Raw genomic sequence first — 26,766 nt, forward strand, 5'->3', positions numbered from 1 at the left:
TGTCAAAGTAGAATTGGTAGGCTGACAATAGTTTTTAGCCGGGTTGAGATAATTGAAAATGCTGCAAGATATCAGTCAACCTAACTTTGGAAAGCAAATTCTGACAGTTTTGAGTTCTGAACTCGGAGTTCCGTGTTCAAAGCTCGGAGTTCCGTGTTCAAAGGTCGGAGTGCCGTGTTCAAAGCTTAAAATTACGAAGTCGGTCGTTCGCCAAGTGCGATCGCTAACTCAATTAACACTCCACCACGTATAACTTGTACGTTGACAGTTTTGCCAATGCGATCGACTGTAGTTGTAGGGATAGTCAGAGCAGTACCACGCCGCCCCGATGTATTCATACCTACCACTTGGGGAAAGACGTGTACCGCCATTCACCGCAACCACAGCCTTTCCAGCTTGCTCTACGGTGTCAGCCAAACTATTAGACAAAGCCAATAATGAAGACATAAGATTTTTACGTAAACGTTCTTAGATGTTCATATCGTGCCCTTTTGTGCACACAGTAGACATCGGAAAAATGGGGAGAATTTATCCTAGAAAAATGGCTAGGATTTACATAGTAATTAAGCGAATATGATATCTAGATATGAAAAGCTCACACAGAGTCGTAGAGTTGCAGAGAGAAAATGCACACCTAAAATATAGACTAGTAGCACATAAACCCGTAGTATCGAAAATGGAGTTTATATTTAGCTAGGAGTTTTTACATGGCAACTTACAAAGTTACATTACGTACCCCAGATGGAGAAAAAATAATTGAAGTTCCTGATGATGAGTTCATCTTAGAGATCGGTAACGAAGAATATGATCTAGACTTGCCCTATTCCTGTAACGCTGGTTCTTGCTCTACCTGCACAGGGAAGCTGATTTCAGGTACAGTTGACCAATCGGATCAAAATTTCTTAGACAACGATCAAATGGACGCTGGATGGGTTCTCACGTGCGTTGCCAAGCCCACTTCTGATTGTGTAATCGAAACCCATCAAGAAGAAGCGCTTAACGCTTAATTTAGAAATGTGGATTTAATAAAAAGCAAGTTTTGTAGGGGAGGCAAGATGAGCGGCGGCTTTTGCGATTCATAACTACCGTTGCGTTAGGACGAATGTCTTACAGACATTTAAAATTTTGCACTTTCCTAATAAATCTGTATAGGCTGAGTAATTCACACTAAAAAGCGCTCCCCTTTTGGAGAGCGCTTTTTATTTTTTAATAGATAACTAGCAAATATAAAGGAGAAATTAGCCAGATAATCCTAGATTAACTTTGACAACATTGTTCTTGTCTTCTTCAGCTTTAGGTAGCAGTCTAGGGCAGACGCACGTAATTTCTGAAATGCTTACTGGATAAGAACATTGATGAAAAAATCACCTAAATAATCAAATACCTAAACCCTTGCTATTAAGTGATTCTTATACTTCATTTGTGTTTATTTAGTTTGACTTCTGAATTTTACTTTATTCTCTATTTAATAAATATTGAAAACATCTAAATAGGAAAAATGTATCCCTGTCAGGGGGATTGTTTGGTATCAAGAAGTGTGCTTTTATAAAAACGTTAGTAATAAATTCCAAAAACTAATTAGGGAGTTTCCATGCTTTTACCAAAAATTAAATCACTGCTGATAGCAGCAGCTATTTTACCATGCTTTATACAACCAGTATCAGCACACGTTGTCTGGTTCGACTACGAAAATGGTGAATATAATATTTTGTTTGGACATCCAGAAGATGGCCCTGAAACTTATGAACTGTCGAGATTTCAATCAGCAATAGTTTATGACATTAATAAACAAATTCTTCCTTTTAATCTCAATCAAAAACAAGATGGTTTATCGCTGACTGCTAGCAAAAATGTAGCAGCTATCGAAGGTTTTTTTGATAATGGCTATTTTGCCAGATTATCGAATGATGAATATCTCCGCATCACAGAACAGGAAATTTCTAAGTATGATAATGTCAGTCATAACCTTAAATACACCAAGGCTTTTTATGATTGGTCTGATGCTTTAACCAAACCATTCAATTTGCCATTAGAAATTCTACCTCTACAAAATCCTTTAGCTCTTACTCCAGGTGAAAGCTTACTAGTTCAGGTATTATCTCAAGGACAACAGATTACTGATAATCTGACGGTAGAATATCTTGGTCAAATAGTAGCGAAAAATCCTGATGGCACATTTTCTATACCTATTGGCATAGAAGGACTAGAGCAGCCTATTGAAGCTAGCTACTCACTTCCCCAAAATGGGAATCTGACTATTTCTTACGAAACTAGTTTGACAGCACAAAATACCTCTGTCCCAGAACCTTCAGCTTTGTTAGGATTGGCTTTTGTTGGATTAATAGCTCTACGCAAAAGTAATTTACTGTTGAGTAAATAGCAGAGTAATTATTAATTATTATCAAAAGCAGGTTCGGTAAATTCGACAAAAGCAGACTTGAAATATAACAACCCTATTTATAGGTCAATACGGTTTGGTTAAGGCTAGCACTCTTTGTCAAAGTCATTTTTTTTACAAACCGCCATCTATACGAGAAGCTTCCGCCAACACACAGTGTCTCGCAGAGAAGAACGCCTTGGCGCAGCCTCTAGTAGAGAAGAGAAGGACGCAGAGAGAGCAGGAAGAAATGCTTAACTGATCTTTATTGATTTATAGTTAACTATGAACAAAATACAGTAGATTTCAAGGAAAGTGAAGTACACAAGCTAAGTCTCAAAGCCAAGTATAAAGCGTGTTTTACTTCTGGATTCTGAATTCTGAATTCTGACTCCTGCTATATTATCTATTGTATTTTTTTGTTTTCACAGAGATAATAAAAGACTCCTAACAAACTGCTGAAAACAGATATGTCAATAAGTTGGATTTACCTGATTGCAGCAATTCTTTTTGAAGTTTCAGGCACAACTTGCATGAAATTATCGCAAGGATTTACTAAAATAGTCCCTTCGGTATTAATCTTTGTTTTTTATGGACTTTGTTTTACTTTTTTGACCCTTGCTCTTAAAAGGCTTGAAGTGAGTGTGGCTTATTCTGTCTGGGCCGGATTAGGAACTATCCTAATTGCGATCATTGGGATTATCTGGTTTCGTGAATCTGCCACATTCATTAAACTAATATCGATCGCCTTAATAATCATCGGAGTAATTGGCATCAATGCAAGTCAATAAAGAAGAATTCAGGAGTCAGAATGGGCTAATCGCCCCGCTATCGCTAACAGGAGTCAGAATTATCGTTTTACGTGTATAACGATGTTTCACCCCAATGGGGAAATATTCAGGATCACCCATTGGGGCTAATGTAACTTGTGGTGTTTGATATTCTGGGGGAACGTAGTTAGCAAATTCACTATTTAAGCGTAGCAGTTGTGAAAGAATGGAAGATGCGATCGCTTCTTTTTGAACTTCACTACTCTCTACTCCTGGTGCTAATTCTACAACCACAGATAAAAATCGATTTTTATCAGCATCTTCTAGTACCTGCAACACGAATTTACCCGTCACCCATTCTTGAATTACTGGTTGCTCTAATCCCACCGTCACATTTTCTGGATAGATATTCGCACCAAAGTAGGAAACTGTAAAGTTAGAACGACCGAAGACATAAACGAAAGGTAGCTGATGAATACCTCTGAGTGAGTGCTGAGTGTCAGAACGGAGATTTTCGAGCGGATTAAATCCCCATTCTGCTAGAAATTGCAGCACGGCATCATAACTAATTATCCCGCCAGTATCCAAGATGTCATAACGCACTAAGGGAATGCCATTATCTCCAGAAAACAACAATCCGCCATCTTGAACTTCAAAGAAGCGACTGCAAGGATCATACTGTACTAGCGTGGGCAAACGTGATTCCCCAAATAAAGCTCTAGCTGCATCAGGATTTTCTGCCAAAAAACGGCGAATGCAAATACTTAACGGCGTTTCATTACCCAAAACTCCTGCATCCGCAGTGCCGTAAAGTGATGCAAAATCATAGCAAAGATTTTGCGAACCAATCCTTTCGCCAACTAAACTTCGCCATTCTTCACTAAATACTTCTCCCGCCATAACTAACTTAATCTGATATTGCTGCCACTCCACACCACGGGCGATACCAGTATCAATCACATCTTTTAAAAATGGCGGATATCCCAAAAGCACCACTTGCTCAAATTCTGAACCTAATTCCTGGACAACTCGCAAGATTTCTTCTTTGTTGTTACCAGGAGTAATTACAGTGATGGGATAACCTTTGCTGGCAAGATAACGACAGCAATTAGTGGTGAATATTCCACCTACCCAAGTGCCCAAAGTGAAACAAATAACTGCTAGGGTACGTCTGGTACTTGCATAAAAACTATCGTGAAAAATCTGTTCAAAACGTGTGGCAATTTCTAGTTCATCTGTAAAAAAACGAGGACAAAATGTCGGTTTACCACTGGAACCTGAAGAAGCAGCTATCATATCGCACGCTTCTAGCTGTCCGTTACGACACAAGTCAGCCAGAGGATAACGCAGTATATAATTTTCTTTAGCGTAGGCGTAGCCCGTCGTAGACATCGCTGGTAATTTTTGAAACTCCTCCAAGGTTTGAATAGTCGCGGGATTAATCTCCCTTTCTGCTAAAAAAGCCTTGTAGGCAGGTACATTCGCCGCCACATCGTGAAATAAACTCAAAACTGCCGAAGTTTGAGTGTTGAGATGCCGTTGCAGTAGCGTTTCTAGGGGCGTAGACAAAAAACCTTCAAATGCTTTAATTGCTCGCTGCTGTTGTGATTTGCAGTTCATGACGCTTGTTGTTTATCGTAAAGTAGAATCAACACCGTTAAACAGTGCTGAGTCATGAGTGCTGAGTCATGAGTGCTGAGTGCTGAGTGCTGAGTAAAAATAAACGCACCGCTACCGCTAACAGCATCAAATGCTCCTAACATTTCGTAAGATATCCGAAAATGAGGGTATGCGCGTTGTAGTCATTCAATAAAACCTTAATTTATCCTTCAGCACCATGCAGGTCTATTGCAGTAAACAACACACAAATAATGATAGTAACCGCTTTTGTACCCATTGCGGTGAACCATTACTTCTTGCTGTGGGGCAGATTGTAGATAATCGCTATCAAATTATCCGTCAACTAGGGCAAGGTGGCTTTGGACGCACCTATTTAGCGGAAGATAGAAAAAAATCCGATCAAACCTGTGTGCTGAAGGAATTTGCACCCCAAGTACAAGAACAGCAGGATTTACAAAAAGCTAAAGAGTTATTTGAGCGAGAAGCGAATGTTCTGAAAAAACTCCAGCATCCGCAAATTCCGCGTTTTCATGCCTCGCTGCAAGTAAAGATCAGTAATAAAGATTTTTTCTTTCTAGTGCAAGATTATGTGGATGGTGACAATTACTACCAGTTATTAGAACAGCGTCAAAGTGAAGGAAAAGCTTTCAGTGAAGAGGAAGTAATCACCCTACTGCAACAGATTTTACCCGTATTATCCTACATCCACTCACGAGATGTAGTTCACCGCGATATCACTCCTGATAATTTAATATGGCGGCGTTCTGATAATCTGGCAGTGCTGATTGATTTTGGTGGTGTTAAGCAGTTGCCGGCTTCTCAAGGTTTTTGGCGCACTAAGTTGGCTGAAAATAACACTTTGCTGGGTAAAAAGGGCTACGCCCCAGAGGAACAATTACGGCAGGGTAAAGTATTTTTGAGCAGTGATTTATATTCTTTAGCGGTGACAGTATTGGTGTTACTCACAGGTAAAGAACCGCAAAAATTATACGACAGCTATCAGGGAATTTGGGGATGGGGAAAGGAAATTAGAGTTAGTCCCCAATTGGAAGCTGTGTTAAAAAAGATGCTGTCTTATAAACCAAGCGATCGCTATCAACGAGCCGATCAAATCCTCAAAGATTTACCATCGACAACTGTTACAAAATCACCAGGTAATTATATTACCAGCAAAATCAAGACAATGATAGTTGCTCCGGGAAGACAACGCGCCAGTGCTATTGTGAGTAGATTCCAGAGCAAAACACAAGCGATTGCTAAACCGATATCTTTTCCCGTTTGGATTCGCCCTTTTGTAATGAGTTTAGGGGGGACAGCTTTAATTGTATTAACTGGCGCAGGTACTTTGGCGGTAGTAAATGCAGTTATTCGGAGTGTAACTTCCATTACCATCCCATCAATTTCATTACCGCAAATTCCCCAGTTTCCCAATCCAAGCGGAAAACCAGTCAGCGACAAAGGGAAAAATCGTGAACTCCAAGAAATTATCAGTCGTCGCCAACAGCTAGAAATTACTGAAGGATTTTTTACCCGATTAGTAGATAATGCATTTTATACAAAAAAACCGGAATTAAAAAAACGTAGCCTGACATCTAAACCTGAAGACGCTGGTTTACGAGATGAATGGTCTGGTATCGCTGATGATTTATTGAATAAAATAGAACAGGCTAACCTCAGTACAGCAGATCGTCGGAAACTGGGGAACTATAGTCAAAAAGATTACGAAACATGGAGACGACAAGCACGATCGCGGCAGTTTGGCAAGTATACAATTGATCAGCTGACCAAAGATACAAATGAAAAATTTGATCAGTTGTTTCCTGATCAACAGCGTGGGAAACTGAATCAACAGACTTTTGGTCAAATTTGGTATGCGATCGCCGCTGATCAAGTCAGTAAAGTCCAATCTGGCAAATAAGGGGACTGGAGAAGAATCACTAATGACAAATGACAAATGACAAAATTATATTGTTCTAAAGGACATGAAAATTCTCCAGGTAGTCGCTTTTGTCTCCAATGTGGTGAAAACTTATTGGATACACCCGTGAATAATAGTATCCAACCGGGACTAACTTTAGGCGATCGCTATGTGATTGTACGTCAAATTGGTCAAGGTGGCTTTGGACGTACTTATTTAGCTGAAGATGTCAACCGTTTCCGCGAACTTTGTGTTTTAAAAGAATTTTCTCCCCAAGTTCAAACCGCTTACGTTATCCAAAAAGCTGAAGAACTGTTTGAGAGAGAAGCGAGTGTTCTTTATAAACTCCAACATCCCCAAATTCCCCGCTTCCGGGAACTGCTTCGCATGAACTTAGGGGGCAAAGAATATCTGTTTTTGGTGCAAGATTATGTGGAAGGGGAAACTTACAATTCGTTGTTAAATGCCCGGATACAACAGAGTTTGCGCTTTACAGAGGCGGAAGTACGCCAATTGTTGCAGCAACTTTTGCCAGTGTTGGAATATATCCACTCGCTAGGAGTAATTCATCGAGATATTTCTCCAGATAACTTAATGCTTCGCACTGTTGACAAACTGCCAGTGTTAATTGATTTTGGCGGTGTCAAACAAGTAGTAGCAACCGTTGCTTCCCAATATTACCAACCCGGCGTAGTTGCATCTTCTCCATCACCAACCCTATTGGGTAAAGTAGGATTTGCTCCCGCCGAACAGATGCAAACTGGGTTAGTATCTCCCCACAGCGACTTGTATGCAATGGCCGCAACAATGTTGGTTTTACTAACAGGAAAACAACCGCAAGAACTAATTGATACCTATACTCTCAGTTGGCAGTGGCGACGAGAAGTTACCCTGAGTCACCTTTTGGGACAGGTATTAGATAAAATGTTATCTACCAGGCCAAGCGATCGCTATCAATCAGCCCGTCAAGTATTACAAGCCCTCAACCCGCCCCCAGTTAACTATCCCCCAACTCAATATCCCACCCCACCACAACCCACATCTGCCACCGTCGCCGTCTCTCCACCTCCTCCATCTCCCACCCTGCAGGAAGCTAAAGCTACATTTTCTCCATCGCCTCAGCCCACAAGCTGGTGGACACCAACAACAACCTTCCTAGTGACGCTGGTAGTAGCTGGTGCTGCTGGATTAATTTTCTGGGGAGTAAATAGCAGCCGAGATGTCGGAGAAGTTCAACCTACTCCCACAGCTAGCCCCACCGCAACCAGTGAACAACCAACCGATCCTTTAGCGGAATATTCACCAGAAGAACGGCAGCGTAAAGAAAGATTAAGCGATCGCCGTCAACAGTTGGGTATTAATGAAAATTTCTACGTAAACTTGGTAAATCAAGTCTTTTGGGACAGAAATCCCAGTTTACGGGGACGCACTCTCAGCGATCGCCCCGAAGATGAGGGTTTGCGGTCAGAATGGGATAAAACAGCTTCCGAATTGTTGGAAAAGCTGGTGCTACTGAGTTCAAGTACACGCCGACAACTGGGAACTTATACAACTGCTGAACGCGATCGCCAGAAAGTGGAAGTCAACAAAATCAATGTTGGTAGTCGTTCTTTGGATGATTTGGGAGATGCTGTTTTCTTCAGTGTATTCCCTGAACAGCGCGGTAAAAATTTCCGAGGTCAGCCCATAGGACAAGTTTGGTACGGATTTGTTAACGATAAACTTAGTGCCATTCTTGCGGGTAGCGCTTTCCAGAAACTTGCTTTTGATCAAGGTGCGCTCGGTAAAACAGTCAGTGGTACTCTTCAACCTGGTGATGGTAAAGTATTCATTGCTGAACTTGCCAAAGCACAATCTCTGGAATTGAAGCTACAAGGAAATTCCCAAGTTTTGTTATCAGTTTATTCACCTTCTGGCAAAATTAAATTTTTAGAAGATTCTAGCGATCGCACTTTGTCAACTAAATTACCAGAAAACGGTTTTTACGAGTTTGTTGTGGTTTCCACAGCAACGAAACCAGTAGATTATCAACTCAGCATCACAGCTGAAACTCCCACCCCACCCCCATCACCAACGCCAACGCCCACGCCAACACCAACTCCTACCCCTACTCCCACACCTACTCCCACAGAAACCTCTACACCTGAACCTACACCGACGCCTAGTACTGAGGTGACGCCTGAAAGTAATTAGGACTAGCCTTTTAACTGAACCGTATTAATATCTATCTAATTTTAGCTACAGTTTGGTTGTTACTCCACCACCAATCCGTTGTCTAAGAACACGATAAAGAAATAATGGATAGCCAATAAGAAAACGTTTCCATAAGCGCTGTGGTTCCATCACCACCCGGGTTAATCCTTCCAATCCAATATTGGTCAACAAACGTGGAGCTCGAGTTACAGAACCAGTGTAAAAATCAAGACACGCACCTAAAGGGAAAAATACACGAGCTTCTATTCGATTTATGTTGTCCAAAATCCACTTTTCCTGTAGTGGCATACCCAAGCCTACGTAGAGAATTCCCGGCTTAAATTCATTAATCTTTTGGATAATCAGATCATTTTCTGCACCAGATTTCTCAAAATAGCCATGATGTCCTTGTATCCTAATTTTCGGTGCTATCGATGTTAACTTGGTAATTGCCTTATCTACTACACCCGGTTTACCTGCTAGTAAAAATAAAGAAACTTCTTGTTTTTCACAAGCTAATACAAGGTTTTCTATGTAATCTGGACAGGTCATTCGGTGTACAGATTGAACAGAATATCCAAGCAGTTTAGCTCCAAATAATGTACTAAAACCATCACAAAATACTAAATCTGAACTATTTAAAAAATCCTGAAACCAAGGGAGTTCATAAGCAAGATTCATTGCATAAACATTTACATTGCTCACTATTGTCTTTTTTTCAACATTCGCAGATATTACTATGTAATCTATTAATTGGCAAACTGTTAATTTATGAAATCTTGTATTGAGTATAGTTAATTCTTCAAAATTTTCTGTAACCATGAGTTGATCTATCAGTACTTTTAAAAGCTTGATGTCATTAGATGTGAACTTTAGAGTTGCCTTACCGGATTTATTACTTGTCGTCTCTAGATAATAAGAATATACCAATTGCCATTACTACACTCAATGAACGTACTATATCAAGTATGTACATCAGAGGAATAGCCTTGACTATAAAGCCTAGATTCCTTCTAAAGAAAACTGAGAGTAATTCATATCTTGCCATAAAATAGCTTAATAAAATAACGAACCATAACAAGCTAATTATCTGATATTTACCTGCATTCAGAAAAATCATTGCTAAGAAAATTATTCCAACATTTACTGCTAAAAAAACTGCCAGAATATCGCCACCTTTTGCATGGCGATGGTTACTGAAAGAACGACCTTTTTTCAGATAGAGAAGCATAGTACAAATGCCTTTACTAAAGTCATTTTTGATTAACTTTAATATATCAAAATAACGAAGGTGCTTACCTTTAGCAGTGGGTACTGATAAGATTCGCCAGTTTTGCTGAGATAGACGTATACCAAACTCTGTGTCCTCGCCACCAGAACCTTTGTATGACGAGTCAAATTTGCCTATGTTATGAAATACATCAGCACGAATTGCACATATAGCAGTCCAAAAATCATTTTTAATCAACCCATCACTTCTTGCATAAACTTTTGATATGTAAAGTTGCTTATACTGCTGAAAAAAGTTAAGGTCTTCAATATTGTTAGAGGTATAATTTCCCAAAGTTGCATCTGCTTCACCTTTTAGAATAGGATGTATTAAATTTGCAATTGTATCTTTCTCAATTTCAACATCAGCATCAATAAAAACAAGCACACCATTCTTAAAATCGGCTGTTCCGCAATTTCTCGCATAAGCAGCGCTGGCTTGCTCCTGGCATAAAAGGTATGTGGCAGGATACGCTTCCACTAGTGAAGAGCCATACTTTTCATTACCACCGTTATCTACTACAACGACTTTCAGATTCTCTACATCTCTAGAATTAAAAATTGCTTCAATACAAACTTGAAGTGTATTTTCAGCATGGTACGCAGGCACAACAACTCTGACGTTAGATATATCTTCTTTCAAATCGCTAGTCTTTGGAAGTTCTTCTACAGTTTTATTCATAATCTTCTATTTTTATCATCACAATCTTGGATAACAGACGTGGGCTTGTTTAAGCCCAAAGCTTGTTAATGCACACTCAAATAGATGATTTATACTATTTATAATTTAGGGCAAACACACAGGGCTATTTCATTCTTATCTAGCCCGCCTCAGAATGAATTCTGAGTCTAATAGCGAAAGTCATCTAAAGACGACTGAAAAAAGGTTATAGTCCGTTTTAACGGACTTTAGCTCTGGGCGGTTTATGCCTAGAATGAAATAGCCCTGGCAAACACATATAATCTTCTAACCCCTTCCTACTTAAAGAAACAGTTTAAAAACTAGCCCAAGTTATTTAACGCCTAAACCTTTGCTATTAAAGGATTTTTATACTTGACGTGTGTTTGCCCTGGTTTCTAATCTATTTCTAGCTTTCCACTATTTTGATATATTGACCAAGCTGTTTGTACAAGTTTTGGCCAAAGTTTTGGAGTTCTAAAAATAGTAGGGCTAATGAAGCAATGATGATAGCACCCTTCACACTCTGGAACTTTACCTGACGTATTACGAAAATCATTCGCTTGGTCATTAAACCATATTTTAGAAAAATCCATTCCAACATCTCTTAGATTGCCTAAGACATCACTTCGGAGTTCACATCCAGCAACATCACCAGTCGGATATATGACAGCTGTTTCTCTTCCTCCGCTACACACTACTGGAGAATTATTTGTCTCACTAATCTCACCAATAATGTCACGCTGAATATACTCTTTACTATTTACTACATAATCCATCGGTGAAAAGCGTGTCGTTCTTTGTCCATTAACCCAAACCCTATCTTGGTCAATCACATTTAAGTATGTTGTTTGACATACTTTGTCTAAGGTGTCTCGGTTGAGTGGATTGCCTCGAACTAAAATAGGTTTTAAAAGATCGATTGGTAAATTTTCTCTAACCCAGCGTGCGGTGTCTTCAACCGTCTTATAATTGAGTCCGTGAACTGTTGTTCCAACAGCAATACGTAAATTTGGAAAATGCGTTTTTAAAAGCCCCAATTTTTTAATAGTAGCTACAGCTTTATCAAAGCATCCAGGTAACTTACGAAGCTGATCGTGGTCTTCACCTATGCCATCAAGTGAAATCGCAACTGTAAATCTTTGACCTGGACATGTGCGTAGCATCTCTTCAACCTGAGACAAAATCCTCTCAGTGCTATATCCCAACATGCAAAAAGTTATATTTGATGGCTTACATTCCTCGTGGAAAATTTTTGTAATTGCGGGCAAATCGTTACGCAATTCAGGACTCCCGCCAGTAAGAGTTATTTGAAGCATTTGCCCTAAAGAGCTAGCAAGCCGTTGAAACTCATCAAGCGTCAGTTCTTCTTTTATCTTAGTATTGAGTTCTTTCCAGTAAAAACAGTGCTCACAGCTAGCATTACAACGGTTTGTAACGAACATGAGGAGATAGACAGGCTTTTGAGTACCTGGAGCTAATAGCTTTTTGAAAGCGCTTGCTTTTTGCGACAAAGATAAAACTTGATTCATTTTTTTTCCTTAGCTAACTATCATGAATGAAGAAAAACAAAAAATGTCTTGCCTGATCTAGTAAAAAAAGAAGTAAATTCTCCTTTAACTAACACATATTTCTTTATTTGTTGCTATTAATACAATTGCTTTCTACAGACGATACCAAAATCTATGTTTTATTTCAATAGTTAAAAAAAAATAACTTAACATGAGTTCGACGAGTTGAAAAAAGTAAAAAAAGGAGCAACATGATTTTGTCAAGCCGTTTGACTGTTAACCCAACTACTTAAAGACAGATTATCTTGAAATAATGCTCCGTAAAATATCCCTTACAATCAGATTTTTTATACTACACACTAAGTAACCGCACTTTTCTACCATATAAGCAGCAAGGGTACTTATGCCACTTGAAAATGCTGTAAAAAAATAAACAGTCGATGAATGTTATTTGAAGATAAGTTAAAGTAATACGAAGTATATATTGACACAAAAATTTACAGTGACTGATAAGAAAGATAACAGAGATGTATAATTAGCGCGTCTCCTGCATAATCCATAATAACGATTAAGGCTGGCCGACTTTCTGTTTCCTTTACCTTGATAGGGGGCATATGTGGCAACAAGAAAAAAAAGATAGTTCAATAATCAGTCTAGTATTATGGCTGGCATTAGCTTCGACCCCTATGGCAGCAGCTCTGGTGGTGTCTGCACCCATGTTGGCACAATCTGCGCCTGAGACTCCCTCTTTTCCACTGCCGCAAACAGTGCAGAGCGGGACGACAGTGCGGATTGATGGTTCAAGTAGCTTGGCTGCAATCAACCAAAGCCTGAAAGAAAATTTTGAAAACCAGTTTTCGGGTACAAAAATTGAAGTTGCTGCTAATGGCACTGATCCGGCACTGAAGGATTTGTTAGATGGCAAAATCGACATAGCAGCAATCGGGCGTGGTTTAACGCCAGCAGAAAAAGCCCAAGGACTAGAGCAAATCCGCTTGCGCCGTGAGAAGATTGCGATCGTGGTTGGTGCAGATAATCCTTTCAAGCAAAGCTTGACCAGTAGGCAATTCGCCCGGATTTTCCGAGGAAAAATTACAGATTGGTCGGAACTTGGGGGATCTCAAGGGAAGATTCGGTTAATTGATCGCCCGCAAACGAGCGATACTCGGAATACTTTTCGTGATTACCCAGCCTTCAAGGCTGCTGACTTTGCTACAGGCTCGACTGCTACCCAACTAACTGAAGATAATACCGCAGAAATTATTAAACAACTGGGCAAAGACGGCATCAGCTATGTGTTAGCTAATCAGGTGTCTAAATTGCCAGGTGTGCGAGTTCTGCAATTACATCAAACCTTGCCAGACGATGCTAAATATCCCTTTTCGCAACCTTTAGTTTACGTTTACAAAAAAAATCCCAACTTAAGCACAGTAGATTTTCTCGGCTTTACCCTTGCAACCCCAGGACAGCAGGCTATAGAACAAGCTAGAACTGCCGAAGCGGCTGCGATCGCAACTGCTATATCACAACCTACTGCCACGGCTTCGCCCTCTGTCCAGACGACACCTGTTGCTACACCTTCCCCTAGTGCAACTACTTCCGTATTCACCGAACAGCCCTTTGTGGCTCCTGTTGCACAAAATAGTCCAATTGTAAACAGGGAAACACCATTTTGGTTGCTGCTACCTTTGTTTATTACTACTCTAGGTGGCTCATTATTATGGTGGTTCCTGGGAAAACGCCCATCGCCCACCGAGAAAACAGATAACTTACCAGAATCAAATCCTCATCCACCTAGTACAAAAGATGGAGAAACGGCAGTACTCCATACCAGTACGGCTGCCCCCGTTAACGAAGCGGTGCTTGAGGAACCACTATCACACTTCCAAGCGCCGGAAACTTCTGATAGCACTCCTTTCAACGTCTATGCTCAAACACCATCTGACCTAACAGAGAATGCAAATTTAGTACAACAAACAACTAATGGCAACTCTAACTCTTTTGAAGGCGCAACTTCAAGCGTAGCCAATGGATCAGAAAATAATAACTTGGGAGCCGCAGCTTTAAGCGGTGGTGCTGCTTTAGTAACGGGAATAGGGGCGGCAACCTGGTCTACCTTTGCCGACAAAGGAACAGAAACAGACATGATTGAAGAGACGAGTCAACCAAGTAATCTTACTGAAACAACTCCTGATGATTCCGACGAAGTAACATGGGATATAGAAGCTCCGGCGGCTGTAGTCAATACTTCATATCCTCACCTGGCTAATATTCCAGAAGAGGCATCTGATGTGGAACTGCCTTCATCTGAGGTGACAGCCTCACTCCCGGAATTACCAAATGTACCAGAAGTAACATCTGATTTTGAATATTGGGACACAGAAGTTAGTGAAGATCGGATAGATGATGAACTTCAGGCAGAATTGGATTGGCTAGAGAGTATTACCTCAACTGAAGATATAGCCTCAGTAGATGAATTACCCTTAGCAGAGTCTGGCGAATTAGCAGCCGATGTGGAACCGTCTGCGGCACAAATAGCCTCACCGCTCGAATTGCCAGAATTGCCAGAAGAGGTATTAAATGTAGTAGCCGATGCAGCTGAACCTACTGTTGACAATGTGCCAATCGCAGCCGAAACAGCTTTTGGCTTGGTTGATGCAGATCAAGAGAGCAATATTGTGCTTACACCCCGCACTTGGGAATCGGCTGATGTCTCTTGGGAGATTTCCGAAACTCAGAAGGCAGTGCTACGCCAAGAAGGCGGCTCTCAATTGGTAGTGCGGCTCTATGATGTTACAGGTATTGACCTGAGTTATCAAAGTCCCCAGTTTGTCCAGCAGTATGAATGTGAGGAAACAGCACACGATCGCCTGGTGGAGATTCCGGTCAGCGATCGCGATTACGTAGCTGAAATTGGCTATATTGCTGATGGCGATGCCTACGGCGGTAAACTACGCTGGTTATTTATCGCCCGTTCAGCGATTGTGCGTGTCTTCAGTCCCGTAGGTATAGATCCCATAATTGATGATCATGTGGCGTTAGTGAGCGAAACAGCTATTGACTTGGTAGATGCAGATGAAGAGAGCAGTATTGTGCTTACACCCCGCACTTGCGAGTGGGCTGATGTCTCTTGGAAGATTTCCGAAACTCACAAGGTAGCGTTAAGCGAAGAAGGCGGCTCTCAATTGGTAGTGCGGCTCTATGATGTTACAGGTATTGACCTGAGTTATCAAAGTCCCCAGTTTGTCCAGCAGTATGAATGTGAGGAGACAGCAAACGATCGCTTTGTGGAGATTCCGGTCAGCGATCGCGATTACGTAGCTGAAATTGGCTATATTGCTGATGGCAATCGCTGGTTATTGATCGCCCGTTCGGCAAATGTGCGTGTCTTCAGTCCTGTCGGTACAGATCCCATTGTTGAAGATTTACCCATATTAGACGAGACAGCTTTTGACTTGGTAGATGCAGATGAAGAGAGCCGTGTTGTGCTTACACCCCGCACACCCAAATGGGCTTATGTCTCCTGGTACATCGCTGACAATTACAAGTCAGCAGCGCAACAACAGGGCGGCTCTCAATTGGTAGTCCGGCTCTACGATGTTACAGGTGTTGACTTGAGTTATGAAAGTCCCCAGCTTGTACAGCAGTATGAATGTGAAGAGGTAGCAAGCGATCGCTTTGTGGCTATTCCCGTGAGCGATCGCGACTACATGGTTGAAATTGGCTATATCGCTGATGGCGAGCAGTGGTTACTCATAGCCCGTTCAGCTAATGTTCATGTCTTCAGTCGTTCCCACGGAGATTTTTGGTTTGTAGCAGATGCTGAGTTGATTATTCACGGAGCAACGCAACCAAATACAACTGTAAACATTGGTGGCCATCCCATCAAAATCAAGCCAGATGGTACTTTCCACTTACGTCTTCCCTTTTCAGATGGTTTAATGGACTATCTAATCACCGTAGCTGCTGATGGAGAATCCACCAGAACTATCTACAAGAAGTTCTCTCAGGAAACTTCAGAAAGCTAGCAATTACTCACACTTATCCCCTCTCACCCTACATAGTCTCCCCTTTATGAAGAAGCTACGGTGTACAAACAAGTCGGAAATAGTAGTCTATGAAGGAATTTGACGAGTACATTCTCTGTAGAGACGGCGATTTATCGCGTCTTTACATGAGCATCTTAGTTGTATCGACTCGCACCTTAGTTGCATTGACCTGCACCTTGAGTTGCATTGACTCGCATCTTAGTTGCATTGACTCGCATCTTAGTTGCATCGACTCCCATCTTAGTTGTATCGACGTTGTATCGACTTGCATCGACGTTGCATCGACTCGCAACAATTAACTTAGCCGACGTTACGCAGTCACTCTAAAAGATTTGTGTGTACACGGTAGTTTATGAAGAAGGGGAAGGGGGAAAGGTAAAAACCTCGCAAGAAAGTGGGTAGACTGTTCACCCCTTTTCCCTTTTCCCTTTAACCTTTAACCTTTTCCCCTCTTCTTTATCGGGTAGGGCTGTTTCATTCCCGAAAACAGCTAAAATAGCAAGTGTTGAGGGGATAAAATTACGGTAAACATTAATAATATCCACCTTTATTTTTGCAATATTGTTATCATGTAAAAATGTTTAACGACAACAACTTTCAAGCTAACCAAGCTGGTGTTCTCTACAGACATGGTGACGTTCTGATCAGACGTATTGCTGGCTTACCTGTCGCTGCTCAAAAGCGTGTAGGTGCGACTCTGGCTCATGGTGAACTCACAGGACACAGCCATCGCATTCAACAATCCAATACTGTTCAGTTGTGGGTGCATGGTAGTGACCTTTTTCTTGAGGTTAAAGAACCAAGTGCCACTTTAATACATGAAGAACATCGGGCGATTGAATTACCTCAAGGGATTTATAGTGTCTGGAAACAACGTGAATATCGCCCTGATGCTTACGTGGAAGTGATGGACTAATGCTCAAAATAATGTCGAATGGACGTGTGCCTAATAAACCAGTTAAGCAGCGCCTAAAGGAAAGCCACGAGCCTTTATCGGCTGAACTAGCTCGAAAACTCATCCTTGAGCATCGCGCTTGGGATAGTATGCACGTTTTGGGTCATCTGGATTTAAGTGGTGCATCAAATCTTTACAATTTACCTGAAAATCTCACCTGTGAAAGTCTGGATATCAGCGATTGTGTAAACCTCACTACCCTTGCCAAAGGTCTGCACGTCACCCATTGGATTGAGTTAGCTGGGAGTGGGATTACTAGTGTACATGGGGGGCATGGTTTCGTCTGGCGCTGGCGAGGCGTGCAGGTGAGCGATTGCATCGCCTTTGAATCCCAGTCCATAACCGGGCAGGATATCCTCAATATAGAGAATGTTGAGTTGCGCCGGGTGTTGATTGAGCGTCTGGGATACGAAACATTTTTGCATCAAGTGGGTGGATTAGTGCGCGATCGCGATCGAGATGCAGGTGGGGAACGTCAACTTGTCTGCATTCCTTTTGAAGATGACGAGCCGTTTATGGTTTTGAAAGTCACCTGTCCATCTACAGGACATACTCATATCTTGCGCGTTCCCCCATATATGCAAACTTGCCATCAAGCAGCTGCCTGGATTGCAGGCTTTGATAAAGCAGATGACTATAATCCTGCGATCGAAGCGTAATATCAATTTTGAAGAAGAATTCAGAAGTCAGAATCGGCTAATCGCCCCGCTATCGCTAACAGGAATCAGAATCATCCTGTAAGATAGACAGGCAAGAACCCTGCCCTATAAAAAATATGGGAAAATTTTTTGGAAATCCCTCAAGACTCACTACCTAATCTGCTTACTCAGGACTCTTTATGTTAGCAGGCACAATTTTGCAGGATGGAAAATATACCCTAATTCAAGAAATAGGACGGGGTGGTTTTGGCATTACGTTTAAAGCTATCCATCACTACTTGGGTCAGGAAGTGGTAATGAAAACCATTAATGAACGGCTGCGACAAAATCCTGATTTTGCCAAGTTCGAGCGCCAATTCCAAGATGAAGCTAGGCGACTGGCTACGTGTATCCACCCAAATATAGTCAGAGTCAGTGACTTTTTTGTAGAAGCTGGACTGCCTTACATGGTGATGGAATACATTCCTGGCGAAACCTTGACAGACGCATTTGTATTACCAGGGATACCAATGCCAGAAGCCACAGCAATCCATTATATCCGGCAAATTGGGGCAGCCTTGCAGGTAGTACACAACAACGGTTTGCTGCACCGAGATGTCAAACCAGATAATATTATCCAACGCCTTGGAACGCAGGAAGTAGTACTGATTGATTTTGGCATTGCCAGAGAATTTAATGGCGGTGTCAGACAAACTCATACGGGTCTGGTTTCTGAGGGCTATTCTCCAATTGAGCAGTATCTAACCCAAGCATCGCGCACACCCGCCACGGATGTTTATGGTTTAGCAGCAACTTTGTATGCACTTTTGACAGCACAAGTTCCCATGCCAGCATTATTGCGCGATCGCGAGCAAATGCCTTCACCCCGCGAACTGCAACCACACTTGAGTGCTGCTGTCAACCAAGCGGTAATGCGCGGTATGGCGGTGGAGTCTCGTTTTCGGACAGCGACAGTCGCAGAGTGGCTACAACTGCTACCTGGAAATGGGGCGAATATAACACCGCAAGCTTTAGCTACTTCCGCAGTGCCAACTGTCAATTTATCTGCCCAGCAAACAGCAACTTTAATTGGGAAAACTGCCCAAAATCGGATTCATAGACCATCTGCGATCGCGCAGCCCAACCCAGGCATCGCCAAGGAGACTGTACTGGCTAAAAAACTGGGTTTATCTAAAATATTTATTGGGATAGGTGTAGCCTTAGTTGCTGCTACAGCAGGCTTTGGGATCACGAGTATGTTACCTAAATTTCAGCAGCAGCCAACCGCAAAGCCGCTTTTTGAACAACCGACTCAAGAACCTGCCACGAAAGTACCTAGCTTGGATAGTACATCTTCATCTCCGCGTGAAGAGACTAACACTACATCAAGAACCGAATCAGCACCTGTTTCTAATTCTAGGCAACGCAGGCGCAATCGTCGTTCTTCTCAAGAAGAATCTTCCAGTAGCAGCCCGACACGAGAATCGCAACGCGGCGATTCTGAACAATCCGCACCTTTACCTAGCATTTCTCCCACACCCTCGCTAGTAGAGAAACTAAGGGCGATCCGGTCATCTCGTAATGCTTCTCCTACACCATTGCCACAAAATAACTCACCCGCTTCTAGCCAAGATTCTACCTCCCCTCAACCTGTGAGTCCATCAAATTCTGTAGTTATACCAGCAGCGCCACCAACAGAATCCAAACAGTCAGATCCTTCGGCTGTAGTAGTACCAACACAGGAAACGCAAAATTCACCGACTGATAGCCAACCCCAAAATGTTCAGAAGTTTGAGGAAAAGTTACAAGATGACAATAATTAGTCATGTAAAATATCCCTATCGACTGTGCCAACTCAAAGGACGGAAGCGATTTATGACGGCCGATACCGGGCGGGTTAGTCTTGCGGGTCTAGGTCACGGCAGCCAATGTGGGTGAGCGAGAAGGGGGAAAACAAGTTCTTAAACGGGTGAAACACTCTTAGGAGCAAGTATCTCGTTTGACAATTTATCTGGGTCGATGGTGGCTTTGACGGTGAGCCATTCATGCAGTGGGTAATGGATTTTTGTCGTTGGTGCTACGACCGGAACAAACCTTCATGCTTTATACAGCCTCTAAGGACTAATCTAAAATCTAAAATTACTATGATTAATACTTCTGTTGCACAAACCAGATTGCATAGCCATCGAGAGCAATTTCCCGCTTTAGCAAATAAGACTTATTTTAACTACGGGGGACAAGGTCCGATGCCCCAAAAAGCAATGGATGCGATCGCCCAAACCCAAGCTCATGTTCAGCATATTGGCCCCTTTGGCAATGAGGCGTATAGCTGGATAGCGCCCCAGACTCAAGCCGCTAGAGTTGCGATCGCTTCGGAGTTACACGCACCATCTGAAACAATTACTCTCACCCAAAATGTCACTGTTGGCTGTAATATCGCCATGTGGGGCATTGAGTGGCAAGCTAGCGACCATATACTGCTTTCAGACTGCGAACACCCAGGTGTGATTGCTACAGCGCGGGAAATCGCGCGGAGATTTGCTGTAGAAGTTAGCATCTGTCCCTTAAAGGCAACTTTAAATGAGGGCAACCCTGTAAAAGTCATTGCCCAGCACTTGCGCCCTAATACCCGCCTAGTGATATTAAGTCATGTTTTCTGGAATACTGGTCAAGTTTTACCTCTTGATAAAATTGCCGAAGTATGCAGAAATAATCATTCTTTACTATTAATAGATGCTGCCCAATCTGCTGGTTTGTTGCCTTTAAATTTAACTGAATTGGGTGTAGATTTTTATGCTTTCACTGGTCACAAATGGTTATGCGGCCCTGCGGGTGCGGGTGGTTTGTATGTTCGACCAGAGGCACGAGAAAGCCTGAAACCGACATTTATTGGCTTGAGTGGCATTATTGTGGATAGTCAATCTCAGCCTGTGGATTGGCTTCCAGATGGGCGAAGATATGAAGTGTCTACATTAGCTTATCCGTTGTATGTTGGGTTAAAGGAGGCGATCGCCATCCATCAGCAATGGGGAACGTCACAAGAACGTTACGAGCAAATTTGCCATAACAGTGATTACCTTTGGCGACAGTTAGCGGCGTTAACCGATATTAAATGTTTGCGAACTTCCCCACCTGAAAGCGGTATAGTTTCTTTTCAACTTATAAATAATCACCCCCAAGCTAGTCTCAAGTTAGTGCAGTTTTTAGAGTCACAAAGAATATTAACTCGGACAATTGCCGATCCTAGCTGTATACGCGCCACTGTCCATTACTTTACTTTAGAATCGGAAATCGACCTATTGGTTGAGGTGATTCAAAGCTTTTGCAAAACTTAGTACGACTTTGGGTAAAATCGTGGCGAATTGAGGGGTGAAATTTAAACGCAAAGGGAACCGCAGAGGCACGCAGAGAATTTACTACGAATTAATGAAATGTTGTGCTTTGTTAAATAATTAGAAGTTATAAATTATCAGGGTGGGAATTATGATTTTAACTGCTAACTGCTAACTGCTAATCTTCTAACCCCTAACTTTAAAATGAAACGCCCAATCTTATACTTAGCTATAACTAATCACGGCTTTGGTCATGCAGCCCGCACAGCTTCTGTAGCTGCGACAATTCAAAAGTTATGTCCAGAAGTTCTGCTAATTCTAGCGACTACTGCCCCACGCTGGTTACTAGAGTGTTATTTAGAAGGCGATTTTATTTATCGTCCTCGTGCATTTGATTTGGGTGTGGTGCAAACTGATAGTTTGACAATGGATAAAGTAGCGACTTTAGAAAAGTTGCTGGATATTAAGAAGCATCAAAATTCGCTGATTGCTTCAGAAGTCAATTTTATCCGCCAAAATCGGGTTAATCTGATCTTGGCAGATATTCCTTTCCTCGCTCCTGGATTTGCCAAAGCTGCAAATGTTCCCTGCTGGATGATGAGTAATTTTGGCTGGGACTTGATCTACCGAGATTGGGGAGGTGAATTTACAGCAGTTGCCGATTGGATTAGTGATTGGTATTCCAAGTGCGATCTCCTGTTTCGTCTACCATTCTATGAACCGATGCCAGCTTTTAATAATATCACAGATGTCGGCTTAACAGGCGGTTCCCCCCGTTACTCTGCTAATGATTTACGTTCTCTTTGGGGAATAACTGCACCAGTTGAAAAAACTATTTTATTGACCTTTGGCGGCTTGGGTTTACAGCAAATTCCTTATGATAGTCTGCGGCAATTTCCAGATTGGCAATTTATCGTTTTTGATCAATCTGCGCCTGATTTACCTAATTTAATCAAAATTAATGACCGCAAATACCGCCCTGTAGATTTTATGCCTATTTGTGGGCGAGTTGTTTCTAAACCTGGTTACGGCACTTTTGCTGAAGCCACACTATTGGGAGTGCCTATTGTTACGATACCGCGTGATGATTTTGCCGAAGCAACTTTTATACTAGAAGGCATAACTAATTATAACCAGCATCAAATTATTACCCCATCTGAGTTTTTTCAAGGAACTTGGGATTTTCTGCGTGAGTTACCTCAACCACCAAAGAAATATGAACCAATTGCTAAGAATGGTAATGAAGCGATCGCTCATGCAGTTATTAATTATTTACAGTCAAATTAAAGTTATTCAAAGCAACATAAATTAATCATGGAAAGTCCAACAATAGACAAAGAAACGTTGGAATTAGCCTCCCAAGATGTGCGTCGAGTTATTGAAAGACAAAAAGAAGAACGGCAAATTTTAATTACTCAGATGAACATCCTATTTGTCACAAACACTGCATTATTAAGTTTCCTAACAATTTCTAGACTGATTACGATATTTAGTCTTTTCAGTGCGTTAGAAATATTGTTGTTTTTCATCAATTTTCTGTTACTCATCTGGGCTTTGTTACCACGGAAGTTTTTTATCAGCCCCAATCTAGAAGAAAACGAAGAAAAGAAAGAAAAGCTAAAATTTCCAGAGGATTATTTAACGTTTTCACCTCAAGAATACCATTTACAGATGTTAGCTGACTTGAGAGAGACTTATAATAAGAACCAGAAGCAAGTAGACGATATTTCCCTAGCCTTGAAATATGCTACTGGTGTTACTGCTGGAATTACTGTGGTTGCCTTGTTACATCAAGTAACAGTTTATTTCATTCCTGAACTACAAAAACTATGAATATCAACCAAGACAATACAACATCCTCTAAAAATAGTTTACAACTGCCAGAGCCAAACCTAGATAACATTACAGCTTTATCTCACAATCTGCCTAACACACCTATCATCCCCGATGTTTTAAAAGAGTCTGTAAATGCAGTGTTAAGCCTCTTTAAGAGAAGACGTACTCAGTCTAGTAATCAACCAACGGTAGAACAACAACCAAATCAAGCAGATTGAATTGCTAATTAGTTTTTAGTTTCATCAATAATTACTGTTTTAAATGAGTCACTACCAAAAGTTACTAAAAATTTCCACCACTGCCAAATCTTTTTACAACATTACTGCAAAAATCGAAGCCACAGTTGCAGAGTCGGGAGTTGAAACTGGTCTTTGTACTCTATTTTTGCGCCACACTTCAGCCAGTTTAGTTATCCAAGAAAATGCCGATCCCGATGTCCTTGTGGATTTAGCTAACTTTATGGCCAAACTCGTGCCAGAATCGGGAAAATACATCCACGATGCAGAAGGCCTTGATGATATGCCGGCACACATTCGTACCGCACTCACCCAAACGTCTGAGCATATCCCCATTAATCGAGGTCATTTGGTGCTAGGAACTTGGCAAGGAATTTATATTTGGGAACACCGCCAGCAAAGTCATTTAAGAGAATTGGTTGTCCATATTTCTGGATAGATATTTCTCAGTTTTCATTTATCAAAATGGTTTCGCCGTAATAACTTTCTTATAAAAATTATTGATGCGAAATTAATCAAATAGACATTAAATAATTTGTTTAAATTTGTAAATTCAAAAGTTAAGTTTATTTGTAATTATTGAATAATCTAGTTAGTTCAGCCTAAACTAATATTTAGTGTAAGCTGCCTGGGCTATTTCAATTACTATGAAGCAAAAACTGACACAAACTCATACTTTCCAATTTATTGATGAAATCCTTGCCCAGCAGTCTGTTAATCTGTTGTCACTTAATCCCCAAAAGACATTAATTACCAGTTTTTCAGAATTGGGAAATTTGATTACTAAACAAAATACCGATATTAAACTCCTCACAACCCTTCAGGAAACTCTCGAATCCATAGTGTATACTCAGTTGCAAAATTTCCCAGAAAACATCTTTTGGGATTTTGATTTTCTAGTAAGTAGTATGCTTAGGCAGGCTTTAGTCGCAGATGAGGATGCTATTGCTTTTTTAAAAGTTTTTGGTGAAAAGATGGTTTCTCTCACAGAGATGTTCGGAAATAAAACGGCAATGCGCTTCCGTTACGCTCACGATTTTATGTATGGATTTGATTGGGCAAGATGGGTACAAAAAGAGCCACAAAATCGCGCACACATAGAGCCTTTTAGTCTGGTTTTTTTGGATTATTTGCTTGCCAAAGGTAAAGAACTTTTACAACGTATTAGTCAGGGTCAGATCACATCTTATAAACTGTGTGACACAGGTTATCGTAACCCCTTCACATTTTCCCGTGAACCAGAAGATGAATATCGTTTGCTAACTTATCTTGCTGAAGAACAACTTATACCAGTAGCAGTGTGGGAGTGGAATGCCTGCCCTGTATGGAACAAACCTTTCCAGGAAATGCGCCAGCAATTAGCATTAAAATTAAATATTCAAGCACAGAGACACTGATTAGCAATTAAAATTGCCGAAGAAAATAATTATGAAAATTGCTGATTTAATTACTTGGTTTGAAACATGGGCAAATCCCGCTTGGTGTGAAAGCTGGGATAATTGTGGCTGGCAGATTGAGCCAGGAGTTTTGCAGAAAAAAGCACGGATTTTGGTGTGTTTAACACCGACTTTGGCAGTAATGCAGGAAGCGATCGCTCTTAATGCTAATCTGATATTTGCCCATCATCCCTTAATTTTTACTCCTCCCAAATCTTTACGCAGTGGTGAAGCGATCGCAGAAATGGTACGGTTAGCCTTTACCCACAATATTGGTATTTACAGCGCCCACACGAATTTTGACCAAGTGCAGGATGGTACTGCTGACGTTTTGGCTCAGATTTTAGAACTCAAAGAAGTTACTCCCATAGTACCTACACAAGGAGGATTAGGATATGGTCGTGTTGGTTTGCTAGAGCCATTTATGACATTACAGGAGTTACTTACAGCTATTAAAACTCGACTTGCTCCCCCTAAATTGATTTTTTCCCCAACTGCTGATTTACAGCAAACAATTTCACAAGTTGCTGTTTTGGGTGGTTCGGGGGCTAGTTACATTTCAGCCGTCGCCAAAACTGGCGCTCAAGCTTATCTGACTTCTGACTGTAAGTTTCATCAGTTTCAAGAAAGCCGCGATTGCAATCTAATTTTAATCGACGCTGGACATTATGCTACCGAACGCCCGGCTTGCGATCGCTTGGTGTCAAAATTCCAGTCCTTAAACCTAGATTGGGTGCAATTAAGTCAAGAGGATGAAGATTTCCGTCAGTTTTTTGCTTGATTGCCTGTGTTTGACTATATTTTTTGGATGCTCCCCGAAAAATTTATATTTTAATATTGTGACAACATTATTGCTGACAAATATTGTACCAACCTCTATCCGTATATCAATAATAAATGTATCCAAAGCTCCTAAATAACACTATTATTGTGACGTAAATCACTAGCAAGTTGTAACTATAATCACATATTTTTAATGTTCCATATCAATTAGCAACAAAGAAAAATGTTCCATACTGGACTTAATAAATTGCTCACTCTGCCCTAATCAAGATGATTCGCACACTTATTGAATCTGCTTTCCAAACTGGATATCTTAGTGTTGAATCTGAGGGTTTACTCCATCAAGTGCTGACCACTAAATGCTATCAGTCAGAAGATTTACCAGCTCTTGCAAGCTTATACGATGCAGTTCGCGCCGGCCAAATTAAACGAGAGGCATCCTCGTCAAATGTGCTCATGGAATTTCCTTTACCGGAGAAATAGTGCTGATATTTCAACAGAAGCAGGAGAGCAGAGAGGCAGAAGAGAACTTTGTGTAAGTATTTCTACTCCCTTGCCTTTCCCCTAGTGCTGATCAGGCAAAAACCCTAAAAACTCAAAACTATTTAGGTATTGTTGTTGAAAACCATCAAGGTCAGCAAAAGAATGAGTTAAGATCAGATACAAGTGGGTAAAAGTAAAACCAAGTCCCCGGACTTCCCAGTAATGCCAATGAGTAAAAGTAGGCAAGTTAAACAACCGCAATCAACGATTATTTTGGAGTATTCTTTATTACATAATTGTAAGAATGATTCACCAAGAAATATGAACCTGGTTAGGACAGGTATCCAATTGTTTGACTTCTATGAAACATACATTGCCTAAAACAAGCTAGAGGGAGATTGAGTTCATAGCTAGAGCAACCCTTGATTGATGACCCAACATTTCCCGATATTTTGGCAACTACAAGCAAGTCTTGGGATTGAGTTATCAAGCGTACTTGTTCTGAAGGATGAAATTAACCTCTTAAAGGTGTAATGTAAAGGGGTAGAACCCAGATTTTGACAGGTTTAACTACGTTGTTTAAAAAGGCAGAAACAATACATGCTACACCGCAAGATTTATCAACTGTGTTGCGATGGGCGCGAGGTATGTGTTTTCTTGCGGGACCAGCAACGCTGGATT

At 41.2% G+C, this 26,766-nt stretch carries 25 protein-coding genes; 18 read left to right on the top strand and 7 right to left on the bottom strand.

Features of this window, described 5'->3' with window-relative positions; all coding sequences use genetic code 11:
• Nucleotides 1-191: 191 nt before the first annotated feature.
• A complete protein-coding gene (locus ACEW80_RS32965) occupies nucleotides 192-371 on the bottom strand; it encodes a hypothetical protein (protein ID WP_373530648.1) in 180 nt (59 codons plus the stop codon).
• Between the two features lie 336 nt (nucleotides 372-707).
• On the opposite strand from ACEW80_RS32965, the gene ACEW80_RS32970 reads away from it, so the two are divergent.
• From ACEW80_RS32970 to ACEW80_RS32980, 3 genes are all read left to right on the top strand, one after another.
• Entirely contained in the window at nucleotides 708-1,007 is a 300-nt protein-coding gene (locus ACEW80_RS32970) for a ferredoxin (RefSeq protein ID WP_373530649.1), read from the top strand.
• Between the two features lie 584 nt (nucleotides 1,008-1,591).
• Nucleotides 1,592-2,380 carry a DUF4198 domain-containing protein gene (locus ACEW80_RS32975; RefSeq protein WP_373530650.1) on the top strand — a complete coding sequence of 263 codons (789 nt, stop codon included), beginning with the start codon at nucleotides 1,592-1,594 and terminating at the stop codon, nucleotides 2,378-2,380.
• A 467-nt stretch (nucleotides 2,381-2,847) separates the two neighbouring features.
• On the top strand, nucleotides 2,848-3,168 hold the full coding sequence (locus ACEW80_RS32980) for a multidrug efflux SMR transporter (RefSeq protein WP_373530651.1): 321 nt from the start codon (nucleotides 2,848-2,850) through the stop codon (nucleotides 3,166-3,168).
• Nucleotides 3,169-3,183: 15 nt separating this feature from the next.
• On the opposite strand, the gene ACEW80_RS32985 is transcribed toward ACEW80_RS32980, so the two are convergent.
• The gene (locus ACEW80_RS32985; RefSeq protein WP_373530652.1) at nucleotides 3,184-4,767 is read right to left on the bottom strand and encodes a phenylacetate--CoA ligase family protein; all 1,584 of its coding nucleotides are present in this window, start codon (nucleotides 4,765-4,767) and stop codon (nucleotides 3,184-3,186) included.
• On the bottom strand, nucleotides 4,764-4,910 hold the full coding sequence (locus ACEW80_RS32990) for a hypothetical protein (RefSeq protein ID WP_373530653.1): 147 nt from the start codon (nucleotides 4,908-4,910) through the stop codon (nucleotides 4,764-4,766). The genes ACEW80_RS32985 and ACEW80_RS32990 overlap by 4 nt, the downstream gene beginning before the upstream one ends.
• Before the next feature lie 74 nt (nucleotides 4,911-4,984).
• Here ACEW80_RS32990 and ACEW80_RS32995 point away from each other — a divergent pair, with 74 nt between their 5' ends.
• Both ACEW80_RS32995 and ACEW80_RS33000 read left to right on the top strand, forming a co-directional pair.
• Entirely contained in the window at nucleotides 4,985-6,685 is a 1,701-nt protein-coding gene (locus tag ACEW80_RS32995; RefSeq protein WP_373530654.1) for a protein kinase, read from the top strand.
• A 36-nt stretch (nucleotides 6,686-6,721) separates the two neighbouring features.
• The gene (locus ACEW80_RS33000; RefSeq protein WP_373530655.1) at nucleotides 6,722-8,878 is read left to right on the top strand and encodes a protein kinase; all 2,157 of its coding nucleotides are present in this window, start codon (nucleotides 6,722-6,724) and stop codon (nucleotides 8,876-8,878) included.
• A 45-nt stretch (nucleotides 8,879-8,923) separates the two neighbouring features.
• Here the strand turns inward: ACEW80_RS33000 and ACEW80_RS33005 are convergent, their stop codons facing one another.
• The 3 genes from ACEW80_RS33005 to ACEW80_RS33015 all read right to left on the bottom strand — a co-directional run bounded on the left by ACEW80_RS33005 (nucleotide 8,924) and on the right by ACEW80_RS33015 (nucleotide 12,358).
• Nucleotides 8,924-9,700 carry a WecB/TagA/CpsF family glycosyltransferase gene (locus tag ACEW80_RS33005; protein ID WP_373530656.1) on the bottom strand — a complete coding sequence of 259 codons (777 nt, stop codon included), beginning with the start codon at nucleotides 9,698-9,700 and terminating at the stop codon, nucleotides 8,924-8,926.
• Between the two features lie 73 nt (nucleotides 9,701-9,773).
• On the bottom strand, nucleotides 9,774-10,829 hold the full coding sequence (locus tag ACEW80_RS33010; protein WP_373530657.1) for a glycosyltransferase family 2 protein: 1,056 nt from the start codon (nucleotides 10,827-10,829) through the stop codon (nucleotides 9,774-9,776).
• A 395-nt stretch (nucleotides 10,830-11,224) separates the two neighbouring features.
• Nucleotides 11,225-12,358, bottom strand: a complete 1,134-nt coding sequence (locus ACEW80_RS33015) for a radical SAM protein (RefSeq protein WP_373530658.1) — start codon at nucleotides 12,356-12,358, stop codon at nucleotides 11,225-11,227.
• Nucleotides 12,359-12,951: 593 nt separating this feature from the next.
• On the opposite strand from ACEW80_RS33015, the gene ACEW80_RS33020 reads away from it, so the two are divergent.
• Complete coding sequence (locus tag ACEW80_RS33020; RefSeq protein WP_373530659.1) at nucleotides 12,952-16,365, top strand: DUF4912 domain-containing protein; 3,414 nt, start codon at nucleotides 12,952-12,954, stop codon at nucleotides 16,363-16,365.
• Nucleotides 16,366-16,793: 428 nt separating this feature from the next.
• Here the strand turns inward: ACEW80_RS33020 and ACEW80_RS33025 are convergent, their stop codons facing one another.
• Nucleotides 16,794-16,931, bottom strand: a complete 138-nt coding sequence (locus ACEW80_RS33025) for a hypothetical protein (protein WP_373530660.1) — start codon at nucleotides 16,929-16,931, stop codon at nucleotides 16,794-16,796.
• Between the two features lie 32 nt (nucleotides 16,932-16,963).
• Between ACEW80_RS33025 and ACEW80_RS33030 the strand changes: the two genes are divergently transcribed.
• The 12 genes from ACEW80_RS33030 to ACEW80_RS33085 all read left to right on the top strand — a co-directional run.
• The gene (locus tag ACEW80_RS33030; protein WP_373530661.1) at nucleotides 16,964-17,302 is read left to right on the top strand and encodes a hypothetical protein; all 339 of its coding nucleotides are present in this window, start codon (nucleotides 16,964-16,966) and stop codon (nucleotides 17,300-17,302) included.
• The gene (locus ACEW80_RS33035; RefSeq protein WP_373530662.1) at nucleotides 17,302-18,000 is read left to right on the top strand and encodes a DUF6745 domain-containing protein; all 699 of its coding nucleotides are present in this window, start codon (nucleotides 17,302-17,304) and stop codon (nucleotides 17,998-18,000) included. The genes ACEW80_RS33030 and ACEW80_RS33035 overlap by 1 nt, the downstream gene beginning before the upstream one ends.
• A gap of 179 nt (nucleotides 18,001-18,179) precedes the next feature.
• Entirely contained in the window at nucleotides 18,180-19,802 is a 1,623-nt protein-coding gene (locus tag ACEW80_RS33040) for a protein kinase (protein ID WP_373530663.1), read from the top strand.
• Nucleotides 19,803-20,123: 321 nt separating this feature from the next.
• Nucleotides 20,124-21,314, top strand: coding sequence for an aminotransferase class V-fold PLP-dependent enzyme (locus ACEW80_RS33045; RefSeq protein WP_373530664.1), 1,191 nt, complete (start codon nucleotides 20,124-20,126; stop codon nucleotides 21,312-21,314).
• A 201-nt stretch (nucleotides 21,315-21,515) separates the two neighbouring features.
• Nucleotides 21,516-22,598, top strand: a complete 1,083-nt coding sequence (locus ACEW80_RS33050) for a glycosyl transferase (protein ID WP_373530665.1) — start codon at nucleotides 21,516-21,518, stop codon at nucleotides 22,596-22,598.
• A gap of 27 nt (nucleotides 22,599-22,625) precedes the next feature.
• Nucleotides 22,626-23,144, top strand: coding sequence for a hypothetical protein (locus ACEW80_RS33055; protein WP_373530666.1), 519 nt, complete (start codon nucleotides 22,626-22,628; stop codon nucleotides 23,142-23,144).
• Complete coding sequence (locus tag ACEW80_RS33060; RefSeq protein WP_373530667.1) at nucleotides 23,141-23,365, top strand: hypothetical protein; 225 nt, start codon at nucleotides 23,141-23,143, stop codon at nucleotides 23,363-23,365. The genes ACEW80_RS33055 and ACEW80_RS33060 overlap by 4 nt, the downstream gene beginning before the upstream one ends.
• 43 nt (nucleotides 23,366-23,408) lie before the next feature.
• Nucleotides 23,409-23,822 (top strand): secondary thiamine-phosphate synthase enzyme YjbQ, encoded by a 414-nt coding sequence (locus tag ACEW80_RS33065; RefSeq protein WP_373530668.1) that lies wholly within the window; start codon nucleotides 23,409-23,411, stop codon nucleotides 23,820-23,822.
• A gap of 208 nt (nucleotides 23,823-24,030) precedes the next feature.
• Nucleotides 24,031-24,780 carry a hypothetical protein gene (locus ACEW80_RS33070; RefSeq protein ID WP_373530669.1) on the top strand — a complete coding sequence of 250 codons (750 nt, stop codon included), beginning with the start codon at nucleotides 24,031-24,033 and terminating at the stop codon, nucleotides 24,778-24,780.
• Between the two features lie 31 nt (nucleotides 24,781-24,811).
• On the top strand, nucleotides 24,812-25,600 hold the full coding sequence (locus ACEW80_RS33075; RefSeq protein WP_373530670.1) for a Nif3-like dinuclear metal center hexameric protein: 789 nt from the start codon (nucleotides 24,812-24,814) through the stop codon (nucleotides 25,598-25,600).
• Between the two features lie 272 nt (nucleotides 25,601-25,872).
• Nucleotides 25,873-26,085 carry a hypothetical protein gene (locus ACEW80_RS33080; RefSeq protein ID WP_373530671.1) on the top strand — a complete coding sequence of 71 codons (213 nt, stop codon included), beginning with the start codon at nucleotides 25,873-25,875 and terminating at the stop codon, nucleotides 26,083-26,085.
• Nucleotides 26,086-26,685: 600 nt separating this feature from the next.
• Nucleotides 26,686-26,766 (top strand): DUF6679 family protein (locus ACEW80_RS33085; RefSeq protein WP_373530673.1); only part of this gene is annotated, 81 nt, incomplete at its 3' end.

It is taken from the genome of Nostoc sp. (assembly GCF_041747015.1).
Lineage (GTDB): Bacteria > Cyanobacteriota > Cyanobacteriia > Cyanobacteriales > Nostocaceae > Nostoc.

What these genes read in the sequence shown, in the direction of transcription:
- ACEW80_RS33055 (WP_373530666.1), top strand. Translation starts at nt 22,626, where the DNA reads ATGGAAAGTCCAACAATAGACAAAGAAACGTTGGAATTAGCCTCCCAA.
- ACEW80_RS32985 (WP_373530652.1), bottom strand. Translation starts at nt 4,767, where the DNA reads ATGAACTGCAAATCACAACAGCAGCGAGCAATTAAAGCATTTGAAGGT.
- ACEW80_RS32965 (WP_373530648.1), bottom strand. Translation starts at nt 371, where the DNA reads ATGGCGGTACACGTCTTTCCCCAAGTGGTAGGTATGAATACATCGGGG.
- ACEW80_RS33015 (WP_373530658.1), bottom strand. Translation starts at nt 12,358, where the DNA reads ATGAATCAAGTTTTATCTTTGTCGCAAAAAGCAAGCGCTTTCAAAAAG.
- ACEW80_RS33075 (WP_373530670.1), top strand. Translation starts at nt 24,812, where the DNA reads ATGAAAATTGCTGATTTAATTACTTGGTTTGAAACATGGGCAAATCCC.
- ACEW80_RS33070 (WP_373530669.1), top strand. Translation starts at nt 24,031, where the DNA reads ATGAAGCAAAAACTGACACAAACTCATACTTTCCAATTTATTGATGAA.
- ACEW80_RS33060 (WP_373530667.1), top strand. Translation starts at nt 23,141, where the DNA reads ATGAATATCAACCAAGACAATACAACATCCTCTAAAAATAGTTTACAA.
- ACEW80_RS33050 (WP_373530665.1), top strand. Translation starts at nt 21,516, where the DNA reads ATGAAACGCCCAATCTTATACTTAGCTATAACTAATCACGGCTTTGGT.
- ACEW80_RS33045 (WP_373530664.1), top strand. Translation starts at nt 20,124, where the DNA reads ATGATTAATACTTCTGTTGCACAAACCAGATTGCATAGCCATCGAGAG.
- ACEW80_RS32980 (WP_373530651.1), top strand. Translation starts at nt 2,848, where the DNA reads ATGTCAATAAGTTGGATTTACCTGATTGCAGCAATTCTTTTTGAAGTT.
- ACEW80_RS33000 (WP_373530655.1), top strand. Translation starts at nt 6,722, where the DNA reads ATGACAAAATTATATTGTTCTAAAGGACATGAAAATTCTCCAGGTAGT.
- ACEW80_RS32995 (WP_373530654.1), top strand. Translation starts at nt 4,985, where the DNA reads ATGCAGGTCTATTGCAGTAAACAACACACAAATAATGATAGTAACCGC.
- ACEW80_RS32970 (WP_373530649.1), top strand. Translation starts at nt 708, where the DNA reads ATGGCAACTTACAAAGTTACATTACGTACCCCAGATGGAGAAAAAATA.
- ACEW80_RS33010 (WP_373530657.1), bottom strand. Translation starts at nt 10,829, where the DNA reads ATGAATAAAACTGTAGAAGAACTTCCAAAGACTAGCGATTTGAAAGAA.
- ACEW80_RS33080 (WP_373530671.1), top strand. Translation starts at nt 25,873, where the DNA reads ATGATTCGCACACTTATTGAATCTGCTTTCCAAACTGGATATCTTAGT.
- ACEW80_RS33020 (WP_373530659.1), top strand. Translation starts at nt 12,952, where the DNA reads ATGTGGCAACAAGAAAAAAAAGATAGTTCAATAATCAGTCTAGTATTA.
- ACEW80_RS33065 (WP_373530668.1), top strand. Translation starts at nt 23,409, where the DNA reads ATGAGTCACTACCAAAAGTTACTAAAAATTTCCACCACTGCCAAATCT.
- ACEW80_RS33005 (WP_373530656.1), bottom strand. Translation starts at nt 9,700, where the DNA reads ATGGTTACAGAAAATTTTGAAGAATTAACTATACTCAATACAAGATTT.
- ACEW80_RS32975 (WP_373530650.1), top strand. Translation starts at nt 1,592, where the DNA reads ATGCTTTTACCAAAAATTAAATCACTGCTGATAGCAGCAGCTATTTTA.
- ACEW80_RS33030 (WP_373530661.1), top strand. Translation starts at nt 16,964, where the DNA reads ATGTTTAACGACAACAACTTTCAAGCTAACCAAGCTGGTGTTCTCTAC.
- ACEW80_RS33040 (WP_373530663.1), top strand. Translation starts at nt 18,180, where the DNA reads ATGTTAGCAGGCACAATTTTGCAGGATGGAAAATATACCCTAATTCAA.
- ACEW80_RS33035 (WP_373530662.1), top strand. Translation starts at nt 17,302, where the DNA reads ATGCTCAAAATAATGTCGAATGGACGTGTGCCTAATAAACCAGTTAAG.
- ACEW80_RS32990 (WP_373530653.1), bottom strand. Translation starts at nt 4,910, where the DNA reads ATGTTAGGAGCATTTGATGCTGTTAGCGGTAGCGGTGCGTTTATTTTT.